This is a genomic window from Enterobacter sp. MEB024 (assembly GCF_030209635.1).
In the GTDB taxonomy this organism is placed as follows: Bacteria; Pseudomonadota; Gammaproteobacteria; order Enterobacterales; family Enterobacteriaceae; genus Enterobacter; species Enterobacter ludwigii.
Map to the genome: position 1 here is coordinate 96,024 of NZ_JARVRQ010000003.1, position 19,573 is coordinate 115,596.

Annotated in this window: 17 protein-coding genes; 11 read left to right on the forward strand and 6 right to left on the reverse strand. The window is 59.3% G+C overall.

Translation table 11 applies throughout. The annotated features are described in order from the left end of the window. The first annotated feature begins 62 nt into the window (after positions 1-62). The 5 genes from menD to menE are packed head-to-tail and all read left to right on the forward strand — an operon-like array spanning position 63 to position 5,683. Positions 63-1,733, forward strand: a complete 1,671-nt coding sequence (gene menD, locus QRN24_RS06730) for a 2-succinyl-5-enolpyruvyl-6-hydroxy-3-cyclohexene-1-carboxylic-acid synthase (protein ID WP_047356567.1) — start codon at positions 63-65, stop codon at positions 1,731-1,733. Then, the gene (gene menH / locus QRN24_RS06735; protein ID WP_284942520.1) at positions 1,730-2,506 is read left to right on the forward strand and encodes a 2-succinyl-6-hydroxy-2,4-cyclohexadiene-1-carboxylate synthase; all 777 of its coding nucleotides are present in this window, start codon (positions 1,730-1,732) and stop codon (positions 2,504-2,506) included. Before menD ends, menH begins: the two co-directional genes overlap by 4 nt. After that, positions 2,503-3,360 carry a 1,4-dihydroxy-2-naphthoyl-CoA synthase gene (gene menB / locus QRN24_RS06740; RefSeq protein ID WP_284942521.1) on the forward strand — a complete coding sequence of 286 codons (858 nt, stop codon included), beginning with the start codon at positions 2,503-2,505 and terminating at the stop codon, positions 3,358-3,360. The genes menH and menB overlap by 4 nt, the downstream gene beginning before the upstream one ends. After that, a complete protein-coding gene (menC, locus tag QRN24_RS06745) occupies positions 3,360-4,325 on the forward strand; it encodes an o-succinylbenzoate synthase (protein WP_284942522.1) in 966 nt (321 codons plus the stop codon). The genes menB and menC overlap by 1 nt, the downstream gene beginning before the upstream one ends. Continuing rightward, complete coding sequence (gene menE / locus QRN24_RS06750) at positions 4,322-5,683, forward strand: o-succinylbenzoate--CoA ligase (RefSeq protein WP_284942523.1); 1,362 nt, start codon at positions 4,322-4,324, stop codon at positions 5,681-5,683. The genes menC and menE overlap by 4 nt, the downstream gene beginning before the upstream one ends. Here the strand turns inward: menE and QRN24_RS06755 are convergent, their stop codons facing one another. From QRN24_RS06755 to QRN24_RS06765, 3 genes are read right to left on the reverse strand one after another with little or no spacing between them, the layout of a single operon-like run. Beyond that, positions 5,684-7,198 (reverse strand): tripartite tricarboxylate transporter permease, encoded by a 1,515-nt coding sequence (locus QRN24_RS06755; protein WP_014170979.1) that lies wholly within the window; start codon positions 7,196-7,198, stop codon positions 5,684-5,686. A gap of 11 nt (positions 7,199-7,209) precedes the next feature. Next, a complete protein-coding gene (locus tag QRN24_RS06760; protein WP_020883153.1) occupies positions 7,210-7,641 on the reverse strand; it encodes a tripartite tricarboxylate transporter TctB family protein in 432 nt (143 codons plus the stop codon). An 11-nt stretch (positions 7,642-7,652) separates the two neighbouring features. Continuing rightward, positions 7,653-8,633, reverse strand: coding sequence for a Bug family tripartite tricarboxylate transporter substrate binding protein (locus QRN24_RS06765; RefSeq protein WP_014170977.1), 981 nt, complete (start codon positions 8,631-8,633; stop codon positions 7,653-7,655). 150 nt (positions 8,634-8,783) lie between these two features. Between QRN24_RS06765 and tctD the strand changes: the two genes are divergently transcribed. The 4 genes from tctD (at position 8,784) to QRN24_RS06785 (ending at position 12,817) form a co-directional block, all read left to right on the forward strand. Then, positions 8,784-9,458, forward strand: a complete 675-nt coding sequence (gene tctD, locus QRN24_RS06770; protein ID WP_014170976.1) for a transcriptional regulator TctD — start codon at positions 8,784-8,786, stop codon at positions 9,456-9,458. Further along, positions 9,445-10,854 carry a sensor histidine kinase gene (locus tag QRN24_RS06775; protein ID WP_284942524.1) on the forward strand — a complete coding sequence of 470 codons (1,410 nt, stop codon included), beginning with the start codon at positions 9,445-9,447 and terminating at the stop codon, positions 10,852-10,854. Before tctD ends, QRN24_RS06775 begins: the two co-directional genes overlap by 14 nt. A gap of 129 nt (positions 10,855-10,983) precedes the next feature. Then, complete coding sequence (locus QRN24_RS06780; protein WP_284942525.1) at positions 10,984-11,523, forward strand: YfaZ family outer membrane protein; 540 nt, start codon at positions 10,984-10,986, stop codon at positions 11,521-11,523. 94 nt (positions 11,524-11,617) lie between these two features. Further along, positions 11,618-12,817 (forward strand): nicotinamide mononucleotide deamidase-related protein YfaY, encoded by a 1,200-nt coding sequence (locus QRN24_RS06785; protein ID WP_284942526.1) that lies wholly within the window; start codon positions 11,618-11,620, stop codon positions 12,815-12,817. A gap of 33 nt (positions 12,818-12,850) precedes the next feature. Here QRN24_RS06785 and glpC read toward each other — a convergent pair whose 3' ends face one another. From glpC to glpA, 3 genes are read right to left on the reverse strand one after another with little or no spacing between them, the layout of a single operon-like run. Beyond that, positions 12,851-14,041 (reverse strand): anaerobic glycerol-3-phosphate dehydrogenase subunit GlpC, encoded by a 1,191-nt coding sequence (glpC, locus tag QRN24_RS06790; protein WP_134178562.1) that lies wholly within the window; start codon positions 14,039-14,041, stop codon positions 12,851-12,853. Then, positions 14,038-15,255 carry a glycerol-3-phosphate dehydrogenase subunit GlpB gene (gene glpB, locus QRN24_RS06795; RefSeq protein WP_032680567.1) on the reverse strand — a complete coding sequence of 406 codons (1,218 nt, stop codon included), beginning with the start codon at positions 15,253-15,255 and terminating at the stop codon, positions 14,038-14,040. Before glpB ends, glpC begins: the two co-directional genes overlap by 4 nt. Further along, positions 15,245-16,879: an anaerobic glycerol-3-phosphate dehydrogenase subunit A gene (gene glpA, locus QRN24_RS06800; RefSeq protein ID WP_284942527.1), complete on the reverse strand. Its 1,635-nt coding sequence runs from the start codon at positions 16,877-16,879 to the stop codon at positions 15,245-15,247. Before glpA ends, glpB begins: the two co-directional genes overlap by 11 nt. Positions 16,880-17,134: 255 nt before the next feature. Between glpA and glpT the strand changes: the two genes are divergently transcribed. Next, on the forward strand, positions 17,135-18,487 hold the full coding sequence (glpT, locus tag QRN24_RS06805) for a glycerol-3-phosphate transporter (protein WP_020883160.1): 1,353 nt from the start codon (positions 17,135-17,137) through the stop codon (positions 18,485-18,487). A gap of 11 nt (positions 18,488-18,498) precedes the next feature. Next, complete coding sequence (glpQ, locus tag QRN24_RS06810; protein WP_284942528.1) at positions 18,499-19,551, forward strand: glycerophosphodiester phosphodiesterase; 1,053 nt, start codon at positions 18,499-18,501, stop codon at positions 19,549-19,551. Positions 19,552-19,573 lie beyond the last annotated feature (22 nt).

The following is a 19,573-nucleotide window of genomic DNA, read 5'->3' on the forward strand; positions in this document are numbered from 1 at the left end:
ATCAAAATTCCAATTTTTTCTATTATTTATACTGTGTCGCATTCTTGATACCGGACAATCTCATGTCAGTAAGTTCTTTTAACCGACGCTGGGCGGCGGTGATCCTTGAAGCCCTGACTCGCCATGGCGTCAGGCACGTGTGTATTGCACCGGGTTCTCGTTCAACCCCGCTGACGCTGGCGGCCGCTGAAAACCGGGCATTTATTCACCACACTCATTTTGATGAACGCGGGCTTGGCCATCTGGCGCTGGGGCTGGCGAAAGTCAGCAACGAGCCTGTGGCGGTGATTGTGACCTCCGGTACCGCGGTGGCAAACCTCTATCCGGCGCTGATCGAAGCCGGATTAACCGGGGAGAAACTGATCCTGCTGACCGCGGATCGTCCCCCCGAGCTTATCGACTGTGGTGCCAACCAGGCCATTCGTCAGCCGGGCATCTTTGCCTCGCATCCTTCACAGGCAATCGCGTTACCGCGTCCTACTCAGGATATTCCGGCAAGCTGGCTGGTCTCGACAATCGATCATGCCATCGGGACACTGCGCAGCGGGGCGCTGCATATTAACTGTCCGTTTGCCGAACCGCTGTATGGCGAAATGGATGACACCGGTCTTGAATGGCAGCGCACCCTGGGTGAGTGGTGGCAAAGTGAAAAGCCGTGGCTGCGTGCACAACCGCATCCTGAAAGCGCCAGACAACGTGACTGGTTCTTCTGGCGGCAGAAACGTGGCGTGGTGGTTGCCGGGCGCATGAGCGCCGCGCAAGGCAAGCTGGTTGCGGAATGGGCGCAAACCCTTGGCTGGCCGCTGATTGGCGACGTACTTTCCCAGACCGGTCAGCCGCTGCCGTGTGCCGATCTCTGGCTGGGGAATGCGAAGGCGGTCACCGAGCTTGCGCAGGCGCAGATTATTGTCCAGCTCGGCTCAAGCCTGACCGGTAAACGGTTACTGCAGTGGCAGGCTACCTGTGATCCAGAAGAGTACTGGCTGGTGGACTCGCTGGACGGGCGGCTCGACCCGGCACACCATCGTGGTCGTCGTCTGGTCAGTGAGATTGACGCCTGGCTTGCGCTCCATCCGGCTGAAAAACGCAAGCCCTGGGCCGTTGCGATCCCGGCGCTTTCGGAACAGGCCTGGGCGTTAACCCAGGCGAGCTGCGAAACGTTCAGTGAGGCCGGGCTGGCACACCGTATTCGTCAGTATCTGCCCGAGCAGGGGCAGCTGTTTGTCGGCAACAGCCTGGTGGTTCGCCTGATAGATGCCTTTTCAAAGCTGCCAGCCGGTTACCCGGTCTACAGTAACCGGGGGGCCAGCGGCATTGACGGGTTGATCTCCACGGCGGCGGGCGTACAGCGTGCCAGCGCGAAGTCTACGCTGGCGATCGTCGGCGATCTCTCCGCACTGTACGACCTCAATGCCCTGGCGCTGCTGCGTCAGGTTTCGGCACCGTTTGTGCTGATTGTGGTTAACAACAACGGTGGACAGATTTTCTCCCTGCTGCCCACCCCGCAGAGCGAACGTGAGCGTTTCTATCTGATGCCGCAGAACGTGCAGTTTGAACACGCCGCGGCAATGTTCAGCCTGAAATACCATCGCCCGGAAAGCTGGGAAGCGCTTGATGCGGCCCTGAGCAGCGCCTGGCGACAGCCCGGTGCAACGCTGATCGAGCTGGTGGTGAACGATGCTGACGGCGCGCAGAAACTGCAAAGCCTGCTGGCCCAGGTAAGCCACCTGTGATCCTCGCGGGCGTGCAGCAGGCTGGAAAGCCAGGTTATCCCTGGCTGGTGTTTTTGCACGGTTTTTCCGGGGATTGCCGCGAGTGGCAGACGGTCGGGGCGGCGCTGAGCGATTACCCGCAGCTGTATCTCGACCTGCCGGGGCACGGTGATTCCGGCAATACTGGCGTAACCGGGTTCGAGGAGATGAGCGATTTGCTGACCCGAACCCTGCTTAGTTACAACATACTGAATTTCTGGCTGGTGGGGTACTCCCTCGGCGGCCGCATTGCGATGTTCCATGCCTGCCAGCAGCCAGAGGGGCTGAAGGGCATTATTGTGGAAGGCGGCCATCCCGGGCTACAGGATGCCGGTGAGCGGAGTGCGCGGCTGGCATCCGATCGCCGCTGGGCGCGGCGCTTTCGCACCGAATCGCTCGACGTGGTTTTCACCGACTGGTACCGACAACCCGTATTTGCTTCCCTGACGGACGTTCAGCGGCAGGCGCTTATTCGCCTGCGTAGCCAGAACAATGGCGCGAATCTGGCGATGATGCTCGAGGCCACCTCGCTGGCCATGCAGCCTGATTTGCGTCCGGCACTGAGCGCCTGCAACGTCGCTTTTGATTATTTATATGGTGAACGTGATGAGAAGTTCAAAGCCCTTGCGGCTGAACTGCACGCCGTACGCCATGCGATTCCCCATGCCGGACACAACGCCCACCGGGAAAACCCCGCTGCGGTTGCTGCGAGTCTGGCTCAGATACTGCGTCTTCGAATAAAGGACTCTCTATGATCTATCCTGATGAACACATGCTCTATGCGCCGGTTGAATGGCAAGACTGCTCCGAAGGTTACTCCGACATTCGTTACCACAAATCCGCAGACGGCATTGCCAAAATCACCATCAACCGCCCGCAGGTGCGTAACGCGTTCCGTCCGCTGACCGTCAAAGAGATGATTCAGGCGCTGGCAGACGCGCGCTATGACGACAACATCGGTGTTATCGTCCTGACCGGCGAAGGTGAAAAAGCCTTCTGTGCCGGTGGCGATCAGAAAGTGCGCGGCGATTACGGCGGATACCAGGATGACTCTGGCGTTCACCACCTGAACGTGCTCGATTTCCAGCGCCAGATCCGCACCTGTCCAAAACCGGTGGTGGCGATGGTGGCAGGCTACTCCATCGGCGGCGGCCATGTGCTTCACATGATGTGTGACCTGACCATTGCCGCAGAGAACGCCATCTTTGGCCAGACGGGCCCGAAAGTGGGGTCGTTCGATGGTGGCTGGGGTGCTTCCTACATGGCGCGTATTGTCGGTCAGAAAAAAGCCCGCGAAATCTGGTTTCTGTGCCGTCAGTACACTGCTCAGGAAGCGCTGGATATGGGTCTGGTGAACATCGTGGTGCCAATTGCCGACCTCGAGAAAGAGACCGTGCGCTGGTGTCGTGAAATGCTGCAAAACAGCCCAATGGCGCTGCGCTGCCTGAAAGCGGCCCTGAATGCCGACTGTGACGGTCAGGCAGGTCTGCAGGAGCTGGCAGGTAACGCCACCATGCTGTTCTACATGACCGAAGAAGGGCAGGAAGGTCGCAACGCCTTTAACGAAAAACGCCAGCCTGACTTCAGCAAATATAAACGGAATCCGTAATGCGTCGCGCGCAGGTTTACCGCTGGCAGATACCGATGGACGCGGGCGTGGTGCTGCGTGAACGGCGGTTAAAAACCCGTGATGGCATGCTGGTGCATCTGCAGCAGGGCGAGCAGGAAGGCTGGGGCGAGATTTCGCCGCTGCCGGGCTTTAGCCTTGAATCGCTGGAGGACGCGCAGACGGTATTGCTGGCGTGGGCCAGTGAGTGGCGTGAGGGCGCGAACCCGGCGTTGCCGGAGGTGCCTTCCGCGGCTTTTGGTATTAGCTGCGCGCTGGCGGAGCTGGACGGTCGCTTGCCTGCAGAGGCTAATTACCGCGCGGCACCGCTCTGTACGGGCGATCCGGATGAGCTGTTTGCGCTGCTCGCCGCCATGCCGGGCGAGAAAGTGGCGAAAATCAAAGTCGGTCTCTATGAAGCGGTGCGCGATGGGATGGTCGCTAACCTCTTACTGGAAGCATTGCCCGACCTGCATCTGCGTCTGGATGCTAACCGCGCCTGGACGCCGCTGAAGGCGCAGCAGTTCGCGAAGTACGTAAACCCGGCGTACCGCAGTCGTATCGCGTTTCTGGAAGAGCCGTGTAAAACTCGCGACGATTCCCGGGCGTTTGCCTGTGAAACCGGCATTGCCATCGCGTGGGATGAAAGCCTGCGTGAAGACGGCTTTGCGTTTGTCGCCGAACCGGGTGTCCGCGCGGTGGTCATTAAACCGACGTTGACCGGCAGCCTTGCTAAGGTACGTGAGCAGGTCGCGGCGGCCCATGCCGCCGGGCTGACGGCGGTCATCAGCTCTTCGATTGAGTCCAGCCTGGGGCTGACGCAACTGGCGCGCGTTGCCGCCTGGTTAACGCCAGACACTGTCCCCGGTCTCGATACGCTGAACCTGATGCAAAATCAGCTTATCCGTCCGTGGCCAGACAGCACGCTGCCGCTCCTTGACGTTGAGGGGCTGGAGCCGTTGCTATGAGTTTTACCGACTGGCCGTGGCGACACTGGTGCGCGCAGTATGCTGATAAACCGGCCCTGAGGCTGAACGATGAGACGCTCAGTTGGCAACAGCTGTGTGCGCGCATCGACAGACTGGCCGCGGGCTTTCAGCTGCAGGGTTTGCAGGAGGGCGACGGCGTACTGCTGCTGGCGCATAATCACCCGCAAACCCTGATGGCGTGGCTGGCATTGCTTCAGTGCGGGGCACGTATTCTTCCCGTTAACCCGCAGCTGCCGCACCCGCTGCTGGACGTGTTGCTCCCGCAGATGACGCTGCGCTTTGCCTTGGTGCTGGACGGCGTCTACGACGGGCTGGTCGCGCTCAGCATGCGCGAGGCGCCGGGCGGGTGTCGCGTGGCGTGGCAACCATCGCGGCTGGCTTCCATGACGCTGACATCCGGTTCAACCGGTTTACCCAAGGCGGCGGTACATACCTGTGCCGCCCATCTTGCCAGTGCGCGCGGCGTGCTTTCGCTGATGCCCTACGGCGATGAAGACGACTGGCTGCTCTCCCTGCCGCTGTTTCATGTCTCCGGGCAGGGGATTTTGTGGCGCTGGCTGCAGGCTGGCGCGCGCTTAACCGTCCGCGAGAAGCAGCCGCTGGCGCAGGCCCTGCAGGGCTGTACGCATGCCTCACTGGTACCGACGCAGCTCTGGCGTCTGCTTAATGCACACCAGCCTGTCGCGCTGAAAGCCGTACTGCTTGGCGGGGCCGCGATCCCCATTGACCTGACTCAGCAGGCGAGTCAGCGGGGGATCCGCACTTTCTGTGGCTACGGTCTGACGGAGTTTGCCTCAACGGTTTGTGCCAAAGAGGCGGACGGTGAACCGGACGTCGGCGCTGCGCTGCCGGGCAGAGAGGTGCGGGTGGTTGACGGTGAAGTGTGGATCAAAGCGCAAAGTATGGCCGCAGGTTACTGGCGGGACGGTGCATTGATTCCGCTGACCAATGCTCAGGGCTGGTTTGCCACCCGCGATCGCGGGGAATGGCATAACGGGCGCCTGACGATCCTTGGCCGAATGGACAACCTCTTTTTCAGCGGGGGCGAAGGGATCCAGCCGGAAAGCCTTGAGCGGGTTATTGCCCGCCATCCGCAGATAAACCAGGCGTTTATCGTCCCACTCGATGACGCCGAGTTCGGTCAGCGTCCGGTGGCGGTGGTGGAGTGTGAACCGGGAACCGATATCACCGGCTTCCCGGCGTGGGTACAGGGTAAACTGGCGCGCTTTGAGCAGCCGGTGCACTGGCTGATGCTGCCGGCAGAGCTCAAAAATGGCGGGATTAAGATCTCCCGCCAGGCATTAAAACAGTGGGTCACCCGTCTGTTGAAAGGATAATCAACCGATATCCGGTGCCGGTTTGCGCTGGCGGCGACGCAGCAGACGCAATACCGGCGGAACCACAATCACCAGAATGGCCATCGCTAACAGCACCTTCGTCACGCTGCTGTCCCACAGAATAGACATATTGCCGTTGCTGATGGACAAGGCGCGGCGCAGGTTCTGCTCCAGCATCTCTCCCAGCACAAAGCCTAAAATCAGCGGTGACATCGGGAAGTGCATCTTACGCAGGATGTAGCCCAGTACGCCAAGCAGCACCATCAGCACCAGATCGAAAGTGGTGCTGTGTACCGCATACACCCCCACCGCAGAGACGGCCGCGATAGCCGGCACCAGGAACCACAGGGGAATTGTCAGCATCCGGGTGAACAGACCAATCAGCGGAATGTTCATGACCAGCAGCATCACGTTGGCGATCAGCAGCGCTGCAATCAGCCCCCAGACAATATCCGGCTGCTCGGTAAACATGGCCGGTCCAGGCGTAATGTTATAGAGCGTCAGCGCGCCCATCATCACCGCCGTGGTGCCCGAGCCCGGCACGCCAAGGGTCAGCATCGGGATAAACGAACCGCAGGCCGAGGCGTTATTCGCAGCCTCTGGGGCCGCTACCCCGCGAATGTCGCCCTTGCCGAAGCTGTCACTGTTGCCGCTGAGCTTTTTCTCGGTCATGTAAGTGATGGCGCTGGCGATGGTGGCCCCGGCCCCCGGCAGAATGCCGACGAAGAAGCCAATCACCGACGAACGCAGCGTCGCGCCGATACACTGTGCGCCCTCTTTGGCACTGAAAAGCATGCGGCCCGTTTTACGCACCAGCGTCTGTCCGCTGCTGGTATGTTCCAGCATCAATAAAATTTCAGAGACCGAGAACAGGCCAATCACGACCACGATAAACTGTACGCCGTCGGAAAGGTGCACGCTGTCAAAGGTAAAGCGATAAACCCCGGTGTTGGCATCCACGCCGACGGTGGCTAACCCTAAGCCAATCAGCGCGGACAAAAACGATTTCAGCGGATTCTGCGCCATCATGCTGCCGAGACAGGCGATGGCAAAGACCATCAGCGCAAAATACTCTGCCGGGCCAAACGCCAGCGACCACTGGGCCAGCGCAGGGGCAAACAGAATGATACCGCCGATGGCAATCAGTGAACCACAAAACGAACTGACCGCGGAGATGGACAGCGCCACGCCACCGCGACCCTGCCGTGCCATCGGATAGCCATCCAGCGCGGTCATAATGGCCGCCGCATCGCCGGGCACGTTCAGCAGGATGGAGGAAATACGCCCGCCATATTCACAGCCGATATACACCGTCGCCAGCAGGATCAGCGCCGATTCCGCAGGCAGATGCAGGGCAAACGCCAGCGGGAGTAAAATGGCAACGCCGTTAATCGGCCCAAGGCCGGGCAGCAGACCCACAATGGTCCCGACAAAGCAGCCGATCAGGGCTATCACCAGGTTTTCCGGGGTCATCGCCACGGCGAACCCCTGCGAGAGATAAATCCAGGTATCCATAGCGTGCTCCGTTAATTAAACCATGCGCCGAGCGGTAAGGTCACATCCAGCAGGCGGTCAAAGGCAAACCACAGCAAGATCCCCATTACCGCGCCGGAAATCCCCGCCGCCGGGAGGGTGGCGTTAAACAGCATGCCGATCACCATCGTCAGGATGGCGGTTGCCACCGGAAAACCGAGCCACTCAAAACCCCAGGCGTACATCAGCAGAACAATGACCATCACCAGCAGACGCTGCAGAATACGGCGCGGTGGCCACTCTACGGTATCCGGATGACGGAGCAGCAGGGCCACCGAGCAGAGCAGCATCAGTCCAACAATGCCCATCGGGAAAGGGCGCGGCCCCACTGGTTCATAGCTGTATTCGCTGTGGATCTGCCAGGCGACGAACATCCCACCGACGCAGAGCAGCAGCCAAATCCCGGCAAAAATACGATCGCTCATACCGCCTCCGGTTATTTGGCAAGGCCAAAGGCTTTCGCCTGTTCGCGATAGTCATTGACCTGTTTTTTGACGTACTCATCCAGCGGCTTGCCGCTCAGGTTGAACTCAAACAGCCCGCGCAGATCGCGCTGCTTTTTAAACGCTTCGGTCTGCTGGAGTTTATTGAAGGTTTCGACCCACCACTGATATTCGGCATCGGTCACTTTTGGCCCGACGAAGAAACCGCGGATAATCGGCCAGACCAGGTCATAACCCTGTTCTTTTGCGGTAGGGACGTTCGCCAGCTGGCCCGGCAGGCGGTTCTCAGAGAAGACCGCCAGCACGCGGATTTTATCGCCGTTCAGGTAGGGCACCATTTCACTGAGATCGCCAGATACCGCCTGAACGTGATTTCCCATCAGCGCCGTCACCGGTTCGCCGCCCCCTTCAAACGCCACGTAGCGCATCTTGTGAGGATCAACCTTCGCCTGCTGTGCCAGCAGGGCGGCTTTCATCCAGTCCTGGCTGCCGATGGAGGCACCGGCGCCAATCACCACGCTGTTCGGATCTTTTTCCATGGCGGTCAGCAGGTCTTTCAGGGATTTCCACGGTGAATCCGCGCGCACGGCAATCATGCCGTAGTCGGTACCGACGGTTGCCAGCCAGCGCACGTCATCCACGCCGTAGCGGCCAAACTTCCCCTGAGACAAGTTCAACAGCGAGCCACCGGAGAAAGCCACCACCGTGCCGGCTTCCGCAGGGCGTTGCGCGACAATCGCGTTGTACGCAACGGCACCCACGCCGCCGGGCATATAGGTCACACGCATGGGTTTTGCGATAGCGCCGGTCTCCAGCATGCTGACCTGAATGAGTTTGCAGGTGAGATCGAAACCGCCGCCGGGTTTCGCCGGCGCGATGCACTCGGTGCGGGACGGGGCATCCTGCGCCTGAACGACAGAGGCACTTATCATCAATACGCTTGCAGCAAGAGTCGAAAGTAGTTGTTTTTTCATCGTTTATCCTCACGCCGGAGTTCCGGGAGTACGGGTACGGGGCTTTTTTCTGATTATGTGAACCACCTTGTAGCGGTTCCGTTGCGTGATTGTTAAAACAATAACCTTTCATTTCCCTTTCAATGCGACACCAACTTTACAGGATGTGATATGCGTCTCTTACTCGCGGAAGATAATCGTGAGCTGGCTCACTGGCTGGAGAAAGCGCTGGTGCAGGAGGGCTTTGCCGTGGACTGCGTTTCTGACGGGCGCGCCGCCGACCATCTGCTGCAGGGAGAAAGCTATGCGGTTGCCATTCTGGACATCGGAATGCCCGGCTTTGACGGTCTGGAGGTCGTGCATCGTCTGCGTAAACGCGGTCAGACGCTGCCCGTCCTGTTTCTCACCGCGCGCAGCAACGTGGCGGACCGGGTGAAAGGGCTCAACGCCGGGGCGGATGATTATCTGCCGAAACCGTTTGAGCTGGAGGAGCTTGACGCGCGGCTGCGCGCCCTGTTGCGCAGAAGCGAAGGGCGAACGCAGGAGCGTCAGCGCCTTGGGGAGCTGGAATATGACGACGAAGGCTTTTTCCTGCTGCGCGACGAGCCTCTGTCGCTCACGCCGCGCGAACTGTCGCTGCTGAAGGTGTTGATGCATCGCCGGACCCGGCCCGTTTCCCGGCAGCAGCTGTTCGATCAGGTGTTTAGCCTGAATGACGACGTTAGCCCGGAGAGTATCGATCTCTATATTCATCGTCTGCGCAAAAAGCTCAGCGGTAGCGGCGTGAGGGTCACCACCCTTCGCGGACTGGGTTATGTGCTGGAGTGCGGCGATGAGGTGGGTTAAGCCGCAGTCGCTTTACCTGCAACTGCTGCTGTTTCTTGGGCTTCCGTTGCTGTTGCTGTGGGGGTTGTCGGCATTTAACAGCTATGTCAGCGCATTGCAGGCGGCCACGCAGGCTTACGACCGCACGCTGTTATCCTCTGCCCGAACAATATCGGAACGGCTGGAGGTTCACGACGGCAGGCTGGGCGTGAATGTACCCTGGGTGGTGCTCGACAGCTTTGAACTCAATATGAACGACCGGCTCTATTATAAAGTGGTCGATCCCGACGGGCGGGTGATCTCTGGTTATGACGATCTGCCCCGGATGCCCCCGGCAACATCCCGCACCACGCTCTATCCGGCGCTGGCCTGGTTTTATCACACCGAATATCGCGGGCAGGCGATCCGTGTCGCGCGTCTGCTGCAGCCCGTCAATGAAGGGAATATCGTCGGCATGGCGGAGATTTATGTTGCGGAGACGCTCCAGTCCCGCCGCTATCTCGCCAGTCAGTTGCTCTTTTCATCATGGGTCTCTCAGGGATTGCTGGTGCTGCTGACCCTGGTGTTGACCGCGTGGTTGTTGCGTCGCGTACTGCGGCCAATGCGCCAGCTCTCTTCGCTGATGGTGCGCCGTGATCCTGGCCTGCTCGCGCCGCTGCCGGAGTTGTTGCCCTGGTCTGAGACCCGGCTGCTGATTGTGGCGTTCAACCGCTATATCGACAGGCTGCGCGGCGTGCTGTCGCGTCAGGAACGCTTCAACGCGGATGCCTCGCATCAGCTCAAAACCCCGCTGGCGGTGCTGAAAACCCAGGTCTCCGTTGCCCTGACGCGTCAGGATCCCGCCCTGTGGCAGGAGAGCCTGCGGGCAATGAATGCGACCCTGGATGACACCATTGTACTGACCGAACGGCTGCTGCAGCTTTCCGCGGTGAAGCGTAAGGAGCAGGGGGAGGGCCAGTTTGCGCCGGTGGATTTGGTTCAGGTGGTGCAAAACTGCTGCTTCTCCCGGCTGGCGCAGGCGCGCAGTAAAGCGATTGACCTGGGCTATGACGGTCGGCAGCAGCCGGTCATGATCGAAGGCGATGACGTGCTGCTGGGGGAGTTGTGCGCCAACCTGCTGGAGAATGCGATCAAATATACCCCTGCAGAAGGGACAGTGACCGTGTTCCTGCGAACGGACCAGGGCGCCGTTGAGCTGAGCGTGGAGGACAGTGGTCCGGGCATCGAAGAGGACCAGATCCAGCAGGCGATGCTGCCTTTCCACCGGCTGGATAACGTCGGAGATGCCGCCGGGTCAGGTATCGGGCTGGCGCTGGCCGCTGATATTGCCCGTCTGCACCGAAGTCCTTTGCATCTGACGCGCAGCGAAACGCTGGGTGGCCTGAGCGTTAAAATGCGTTTTCTGCTGCTCACGTAAAAAAACACCGGGTATCAAATCGTTACAAACTACTTGTCTGCCGCACGCAGAGTGCTTGATCCCCGGGCGACTCAGGTTAAAATCTCGCGGTTTTGGGACTTCTCTATAAAATTGTGCGGGATCACGACAATGAAAAAAGTGGCATTAGTAGGCTTAGGCCTGATGGTTGTTTCTTCGGTGGCGAACGCCATCAGCTTCAACGGCTCGGCGGGTCAGGATTATACTCACCTCGGCTTTGGCCTTGGGACCGAGACCTCCGGTCTGGCGATGACCGGCGGCTGGACACATAACGATGACGATGGCGATGCGGCAAGCCTCGGCCTGGGTCTGAACATTCCGCTTGGCCCGTTCCTGGCTACCGTGGGCGGTAAGGGGATTTACACTAACCCGAACGACGGTGATGAAGGTTACGCGGCGGCGGTAGGCGGCGGCCTGCAGTGGAAAATTGGCGATAGCTTCGGCCTGTTCGGCGAGTATTACTACTCACCGGATTCGCTCTCCAGCGGTATCGACAGCTATGAAGAAGCCAACGCGGGCGCGCGCTGGACCATCATGCGTCCGATTACGATTGAAGCAGGCTATCGCTATCTGAACCTGGCGGGTAAAGACGGCAACCGCGACAACGCACTGGCTGACGGCCCGTACGTGGGGGTCAGCGCAGGGTTCTAATCACGCCGGCGCGGCATTCTGTCGCGCCAGTTTCTCTCTTCTCCCGACATCCATTTGCGCTATAGTGTTTTGACCATATAAGCGGGAGAACACAATGATTAACGTGGAGATGTTATCCACCGGCGACGAAGTGCTGCATGGACAAATTATTGATACCAATGCTGCCTGGCTTGCCGATCTTTTCTTTGAGCAAGGATTACCGTTAACGCGCCGCAATACGGTGGGCGACAATCTTGAGTCACTGGTGAATGTGCTGCGCGAGCGTAGCGAACACGCCGACGTGTTGATTGTGAACGGCGGGCTCGGTCCCACCAGCGACGATCTCAGCGCCCTGGCCGCCGCGACCGCAAAAGGTGAAGGGCTGGTGCTGCATGAAGAGTGGCTGGCACAGATGGAGCGTTTCTTCTCCGAACGTGGCCGTGTTATGGCTCCCAGCAACCGCAAGCAGGCGGAAATTCCCGCCAGCGCCGAACTGGTCGATAACCCCGTGGGTACCGCGTGTGGGTTTGCCATTACGCTCAACCGCTGCCTGATGTTCTTCACGCCGGGCGTACCGTCAGAATTTAAAGTGATGGTCGAGCAGCAGATCCTGCCGCGCCTTCGCGAACGTTTTACCCTGCCTGAGCCTCCGCTCTGCCTGCGTCTGACCACGTTTGGCCGCTCCGAAAGCGATCTGGCCCAGAGTCTTGAGCATCTCTCCCTGCCACCCGGTGTCTCAATGGGCTACCGCTCCTCCATGCCCATCATTGAACTCAAGCTGACAGGGCCGGCCTCAGAGAAGGCGGCGATGCTGGCGCTCTGGCCGGAGGTGCAGCGCGTGGCAGGTGAAAGTCTGATCTTTGAAGGCACCGAGGGGCTGCCGGCGCAGATTGCGTCACATCTGCAGTCTCGGCAGCTGAGCGTGACCTTAAGTGAACAGTTCACCGGCGGCCTGCTGGCGCTACAGCTGTCGTGCGCCAGTGCGCCGCTGTTAGCCAGTGAAGTGGTGCCGTTCCAGCAGGAAACGCTGGCGCAGACCGCGCGCTGGGCTTCAGAAAGAAGGGTGAAACATTTTGCTGGCCTGGCGCTGTTTGTGGGGGGGCTGGATGAGGAACATCTCAACTTTGCGCTGGCGACGCCGGAAGGCACGTATGCTTTGCGGGTTAAAATGAGCATTACCCGCCACAGTCTGGCGGTACGTCAGGAGGTCTGCGCCATGATGGCGCTGAACATGCTGCGCCGCTGGCTGATGGGTAAAGAGGTGGCCAGCGAGCACGGCTGGATTAATGTTGTCGAATCGCTGTTTGTTGAGTGATGCCTTTGCCGGGGCGTTTTGCCCCGGCATGGTTTAGCCCAGCGCCTTCGCCAGCAGAGTGATCGGATGCTCGCAGCGCTTGCTGGTAGACATCTCTATCTGCCACTTGCAGGTTTCGCAGTCGGTGACCACGATATCTGCGCCGCTCTCTTCAATCTGGCGAAACAGCGGGGCGCCGATCGCCTGTGACGTTTCGTAGTTTTCTCGCTTAAAGCCGTAAGTGCCCGCGATGCCGCAGCAGCGCGAGTCCAGCACCGTCAGCTCCAGGCCCGGAATGAGCCGCAACAGCTCAAGCGTATAGAGCGACCAGCCCATTTTCTCCATATGACACGGTGTGTGATACACCACTTTCAGCGGTAGTTCCCGCAGCGGCAGCGTCTGCCCGTTGTCCAGTTTGCGCCACAGGAAACGCGTCGCCAGCTCAATGTGCTCGCGCAGACCGGTGTTATCCACGTCCAGCAGGTGCGGATACTCATCACGCAGGGTGAAGGTACAGGTGGACGAGGTGGCCAGTACCGGAATTCCTTTATCAACGATGGCCTCGCGCAGGGACGTGACGTTGCTTTTGGCCTGTCTGCGTGCCTTATCGGTAAAACCGTTGGCAATCAACGGCACACCGCAGCACTTCTCTTTATTCAGGAGCTGCACGCCGGTCCCCATCGCGTTGAGTACCTTCAGCAGATCTTTTCCCAGTTGCGGGTGGTTGTAGTTGACATAGCAGCCGTGGAAGAACGCGACCTGATCGGTGTACTGCGCCTGTTCCGCTGCCACGGATGTATACCAGCGTCGGAAGGTACCGTGAGAGTATTTTGGCAGGCTGCGGTGGTGGTCTATCTTCAGCGTCGCATCCAGCAGTTTTCGCACCGGCTTGAGAGACGTTGCAGCATTCACCAGCGGGGCAAAAGGCGTGGAGACACTGCCCATCAGGTCGGTGTGACTCAGGATCGCATCGCGCAGGGACGGCTTTTGCGTGCTGTAACGCGCGCGGGCTCGCTGGATGATATCGCCGATTTTCACGTCAGACGGACAGGCCACTTCGCAACGTTTACAGTTGATGCAGTATTTCAGCGCCTCATCGTACAGCGCACCGTCTTTAAGACGCAGGCGCTCGCCGTCAGGTCCGGCCTGTTTCGGGCCCGGGTAGCGCGGATTCACACCGCTGACCGGGCAGACGGTGGTACAAACTGTGCATTTGATGCAGCTTTCAAACCGGGTATCGTTCATTGCTCAGCCTCCATGCGCTGGCCAATTTGCTCTGCCACATACAGCGCCGTGATGGCGCAGACCCCGCCGCCGCAACCCTGAGCGATGGGATCGTATCCCCCCAGAAGAGAGCCAATGGCATAGAGATTACTGACCGGCTGACCAGAAAGTTGCGGGTGCAGTTGCTTATCGACAATCACGCCGAACTGCTGCCAGGGTTGCGGGGTGAAGAAATCACTCTGATACCAGTCCGCGCGGGAGGGCGTTTGCCGGACATCCAGCCCCATAATGGCCTCCTGGATGCCGTCCCGACGGCTCAGCAGCCCGTTGCTGAAGAAACTGCCGCTTGCCAGCACCGTATAACGCGCGCGAAGCGGAATATCAGCGTGATTACGCGTCCAGACTTCGCTCACCGAGCCATCCGTCAGGGTGATTTTTTTCACCTCGTCACCCGCCATCCACACGCCACCCTGAGCGATAAACCGACGCTGAAGCTGGGTATGCAGGCGAATGCCGGGGACAGAAGGGGGAAGCGTCGGCAGCAGGCCAAGCGAGCAGGGCAGGCGATCCGAGAGCCAGCGCCAGAGCCGGTTGTCGCTTAAGCCAAAGCAGGCGGGCATAAACAGCGTATCGCAACCTTCGGCAAGCGGCCGGATCGCGGCATACAGCAGCGGCCATTTATCGTCGTTGTCGAGAAAACGGGCAATATTCACCGCGCGAAACTCGCTCGGGTTGTCGCGCAGGACGTCAAGCTCAGGAAGCTCTATCTCAGCCGTTTGTGCGTTCACGCCCTGGCGACAGAGCGATGCCGCAGCGAGGTGGGGCTGGAAATCAAGAAAACCGCTAATACCCACGACCAGGACCCGTCCTGCGTTGAAGGGGGCAACAGGCACCTCTTCCGGGCTGAGCCAGGCAGAGCGCAGGGTGCCGAGCGGAGTAACCCGATGATGATTTTTCCGGGCGTTACCCTGCAGCCGTGCGCCGCACTCGGCCAGAAGGGTTTCGGCTTCATGGGCGAAGCGGTCGACGGTGTCTCTGCCCGTCAGGTTATAGGGATGCTCTGGCGGCAGGGCATCGCGATACGCCTCATCCAGCAGATCCAGCGAACCCGACGAGAAGTGCAGTGCGCTCTGGCCCCGGGTGATGATGGCGCAGCGCAGCCCCTGCTTCGTTAGCCTGATACCACAGAGCAGACCCGCCAGCCCACCACCGACAATCACGGTATCAAATTTCATCCTGTTGCTCCTTCTCAAGACCGCACAGCCCCTGGTAGACCCAGCGGGTAAACTCGCTTTCACGCAGGGCATCACCCCAGGCGACAGGCTGAATGCCTTTCCAGCGTTCGTTCAGGAAATCACTGAGTTGTGCCAGCGACTGGGTGGCAGTGGTGGTATGAAAACGTTGTAACAACCCGGCGGCACGGCAGGCGCACAGCTCACCCTGGCAGGTGCCCATGCCCACGCGGGTGCGCCGACGTAAATCAAGCAGGCTGTTGACGGTCAGATTCTCCACGGCGTATTGCACTTCACCCGCCGTGACGGCTTCACATTCACACACCAGGCTACGGCTCAGCCGTCCTTCCCCCAGCCAGACCGGCGTGCGGTCTCCGTGGCGATAAATGGCTGAACCGCGCAGGGGGGCGGAAAGGGAGATGATTTTTTGCAGCGTTTTCTCGGTGGACTGACGCGAGCCGGGCAGAGGTTGCTCTGCGGTCACACACCGTTCGCTATTACCCAGCTTGCGGCAGACGGCATCGGTTGCCCATTCGGCCATCAGGCGGTAGGTCATCAGCTTGCCGCCGGTGATGGTGATAAACCCGTCCAGGCCATCGCGCGCGGCGTGGTCGAGCAGCACGATGCCACGGCTGACGTTGCGCCCGCTCGGGTCGTTATCGCTCGCCACCAGAGGGCGCACGCCGGCATAGGCGCGAAGAATTCGGGTCTGCGCCATCACAGGGGCCAGCTTTTCCCCTTCGCGCAGCAGGATATCCACCTCGTCGGCGGTCACGCGGTTGTAATCAATCTCGCTATAGTCCACGTGGGTTGAGGTGGTGCCGATAAGCGAAATGGTATCGCCCGGCACCAGGATGTCGGCATCAGAAGGTTTGCGGCAGCGGTTGATCACGTGGTTGTTAATGCGGTGGTCGAGGATCAGCAGCGAGCCTTTTGCCGGGAACATGCGCACAGACAGCTCGGCGTACTCCGCGATGCGTTGCCCCCAGATCCCCGCCGCGTTGACCACCACGGCGGCGTACAGTTCGCCATGCTCCTTCTCCTTATACTGCGTATCAAAAACACGTACGCCGCAGACGCGGTTCCCTTCCCGGATAAGCCCGGTCACTTCCTGCCCGGTCAGAACCTGTGCGCCGTGTTCACGGGCGTCCAGCATGTTCGCGGCGGTCAGGCGGAAAGGGTCAACCGTACCGTCCGGGACCTTCACCGCGCCGATAAGGGCCGGGTTGACAGACGGTTCCAGGCGACGCGCGAGTTCGGGGTCGATGACGTCAGCCTCAATCCCTGCAGCGCGGCAGGCGGTCACAAAGGTTGGCTGAAATGAGAGATCGTCTTCGGGAAGCGTAATGAACAGACCGTTGGTCGGTTCAATGCAGTGGCGGGCAATGCGTCTGAGGATCTGGTTTTCAGCAATGCATTCCCGCGCGGATTCGGGGTCGGTCACCGCGTAACGGGCACCACTGTGTAGCAGACCATGATTGCGCCCGGTTGCGCCCGTCGCAATGTCATGGCGCTCCAGAAGCGTGACGCTCAGCCCACGCAGGGCGCAGTCGCGTGCGATGCCGGCGCCGGTCGCGCCACCGCCAATGATAATCACATCGCTGTAGCGAGGATCGTGAATTGTCATTGTTATCCCTCTGTGTTCGTTTTTTACCATTTAGCCACATCAAAACTGTGGTTTGTTTGATTTCGAACATAAACGAACGAAATTCGAAAGTGAAACGTGATTCCATGCGCTTTTCTGCGCACATTGTCATATTTCTGTAACAATTTGTGCGTTGATTCACAGTAACAATCACCGTGATTTCTTAACATCGCCGCCTCTCTGGAGTGTGGGGCAGTTAAACCCCTGTAAATTCAATACCTGGCCACGGAGGCTGTCATGCTCAGTATCTTCAAACCTGCGCCGCATCGGGCGCGTCTGCCAGAGGCAGAAATTGATCCGCTATACCGTCGTCTGCGTTGGCAAATCTTCCTGGGGATCTTCTTCGGGTACGCGGCGTACTACCTGGTACGTAAAAACTTTGCGCTCGCCATGCCGTATCTGGTGGAGCAGGGCTTTTCTCGTGGCGATCTGGGGTTCGCGCTGTCGGGGATCTCTATCGCCTACGGTTTTTCCAAATTCATCATGGGTTCAGTGTCCGATCGCTCGAATCCACGTGTGTTCTTGCCTGCGGGTCTGATCCTGGCGGCAGCGGTGATGCTGTTCATGGGCTTTGTGCCATGGGCAACCTCCAGCATCGCCGTGATGTTCGTGCTGCTGTTCCTCTGTGGCTGGTTCCAGGGAATGGGGTGGCCGCCGTGCGGGCGCACCATGGTGCACTGGTGGTCGCAGAAAGAGCGTGGCGGCATCGTGTCGGTGTGGAACTGCGCGCATAACGTCGGTGGCGGTATTCCACCTCTGCTGTTCCTGCTGGGGATGGCGTGGTTTAACGACTGGAAAGCCGCGCTTTATATGCCTGCCTTTGGTGCCATTCTGGTGGCGGTTATCGCTTTCGCCCTGATGCGTGACACGCCGCAGTCCTGTGGCCTGCCGCCGATTGAAGAGTACAAAAACGACTATCCGGATGATTACAGCGAGCAGCATGAAGAAGAGCTGACGGCCAAACAGATCTTCATGAAGTACGTCCTGCCCAACAAACTGCTGTGGTATATCGCGGTGGCCAACGTCTTCGTGTACCTGCTGCGTTACGGCATCCTCGACTGGTCACCTACCTATCTGAAAGAGGTGAAGCATTTCGCACTGGATAAATCCTCCTGGGCTTACTTCCTCTATGAGTACGCCGGGATCCCGGGGACGCTGATTTGCGGCTGGATGTCGGACAAAGTGTTCCGGGGTAACCGTGGTGCGACGGGCGTCTTCTTTATGACGCTGGTGACCATTGCCACCGTGGTTTACTGGCTCAACCCGCCGGGTAACCCGTCAGTCGATATGGCCTGTATGATCGTCATCGGCTTCCTGATTTACGGCCCGGTGATGCTGATTGGTCTGCATGCCCTGGAGCTGGCGCCGAAGAAAGCGGCAGGTACGGCAGCCGGCTTTACCGGTCTGTTCGGTTATCTGGGCGGTTCGGTCGCGGCGAGCGCCATTGTGGGCTACACCGTTGACTTCTTCGGCTGGGACGGCGGCTTTATGGTGATGATTGGCGGTAGCGTGCTGGCGGTGCTGCTGTTGATTGTGGTGATGATTGGTGAAAAACGTCATCACGCCGAAATGCAGGCGCGTCGTCAATAAGGAGAAGGCTGATGAAATTAACTTACGTAGCAACGGGCCTACTGCTGGCGGGCCTGATGACAGGCTCAGCGCTGGCTAACGAGAAAATGGTTATCGCCCATCGCGGCGCAAGCGGCTATCTGCCAGAGCACACGCTCCCGGCAAAAGCGATGGCCTATGCGCAGGGGGCTGATTATCTCGAGCAGGATCTGGTGATGACCCGTGACGACCAGCTGGTCGTCCTTCATGACCACTATCTTGACCGCGTGACGGACGTGGCTGAGCGTTTCCCGGCCCGCGCCCGCAAAGATGGTCGCTACTACGCCATTGACTTTACGCTGGATGAGATTCGTTCGCTGAAGTTTACCGAGGGTTTCGAGGTTGAAAACGGCAAGAAGGTGCAGGTCTATCCGGGACGTTTCCCGATGGGTAAATCTGATTTTCGCATCCATACCTTCGAAGAAGAGATTGAGTTTGTTCAGGGACTGAACCACTCAACCGGGAAAAACATCGGCATCTACCCGGAGATAAAAGCGCCGTGGTTCCACCATCAGGAAGGGAAGGACATTGCCGCGAAGACGCTGGACGTGCTGAAAAAGTACGGCTACACCAGCAAGCGCGACAAAGTCTATCTGCAGTGTTTTGACGCCGCTGAGCTGAAGCGCATCAAAACCGAGCTGGCGCCAAAGAGAGGGATGGATCTCAATCTGGTACAGCTGATTGCCTACACCGCCTGGAATGAAACTCAGGAGAAACAGCCCGACGGCACGTGGGTGAATTACAACTACGACTGGATGTTTAAGTCGGGCGCAATGAAACAGATCGCGCAGTACGCCGACGGTATCGGACCGGATTACCATATGCTGGTGGCGGAAGGCTCAACGCCAGGCCACGTCAAGCTGACGGCAATGGTGAAAGAGGCGCACGCCAGTCATATGCAGGTTCATCCGTATACGGTGCGTGCGGACCAGCTACCGGCTTATGCGACGGACGTAAACCAGCTGTACGACGTGCTGTATAACCAGGCCGGGGTGGACGGGCTGTTCACCGATTTCCCCGATAAAGCCGTGCAGTTTTTGAAGTAAAAGAAAAAGGGCCGTAAGGCCC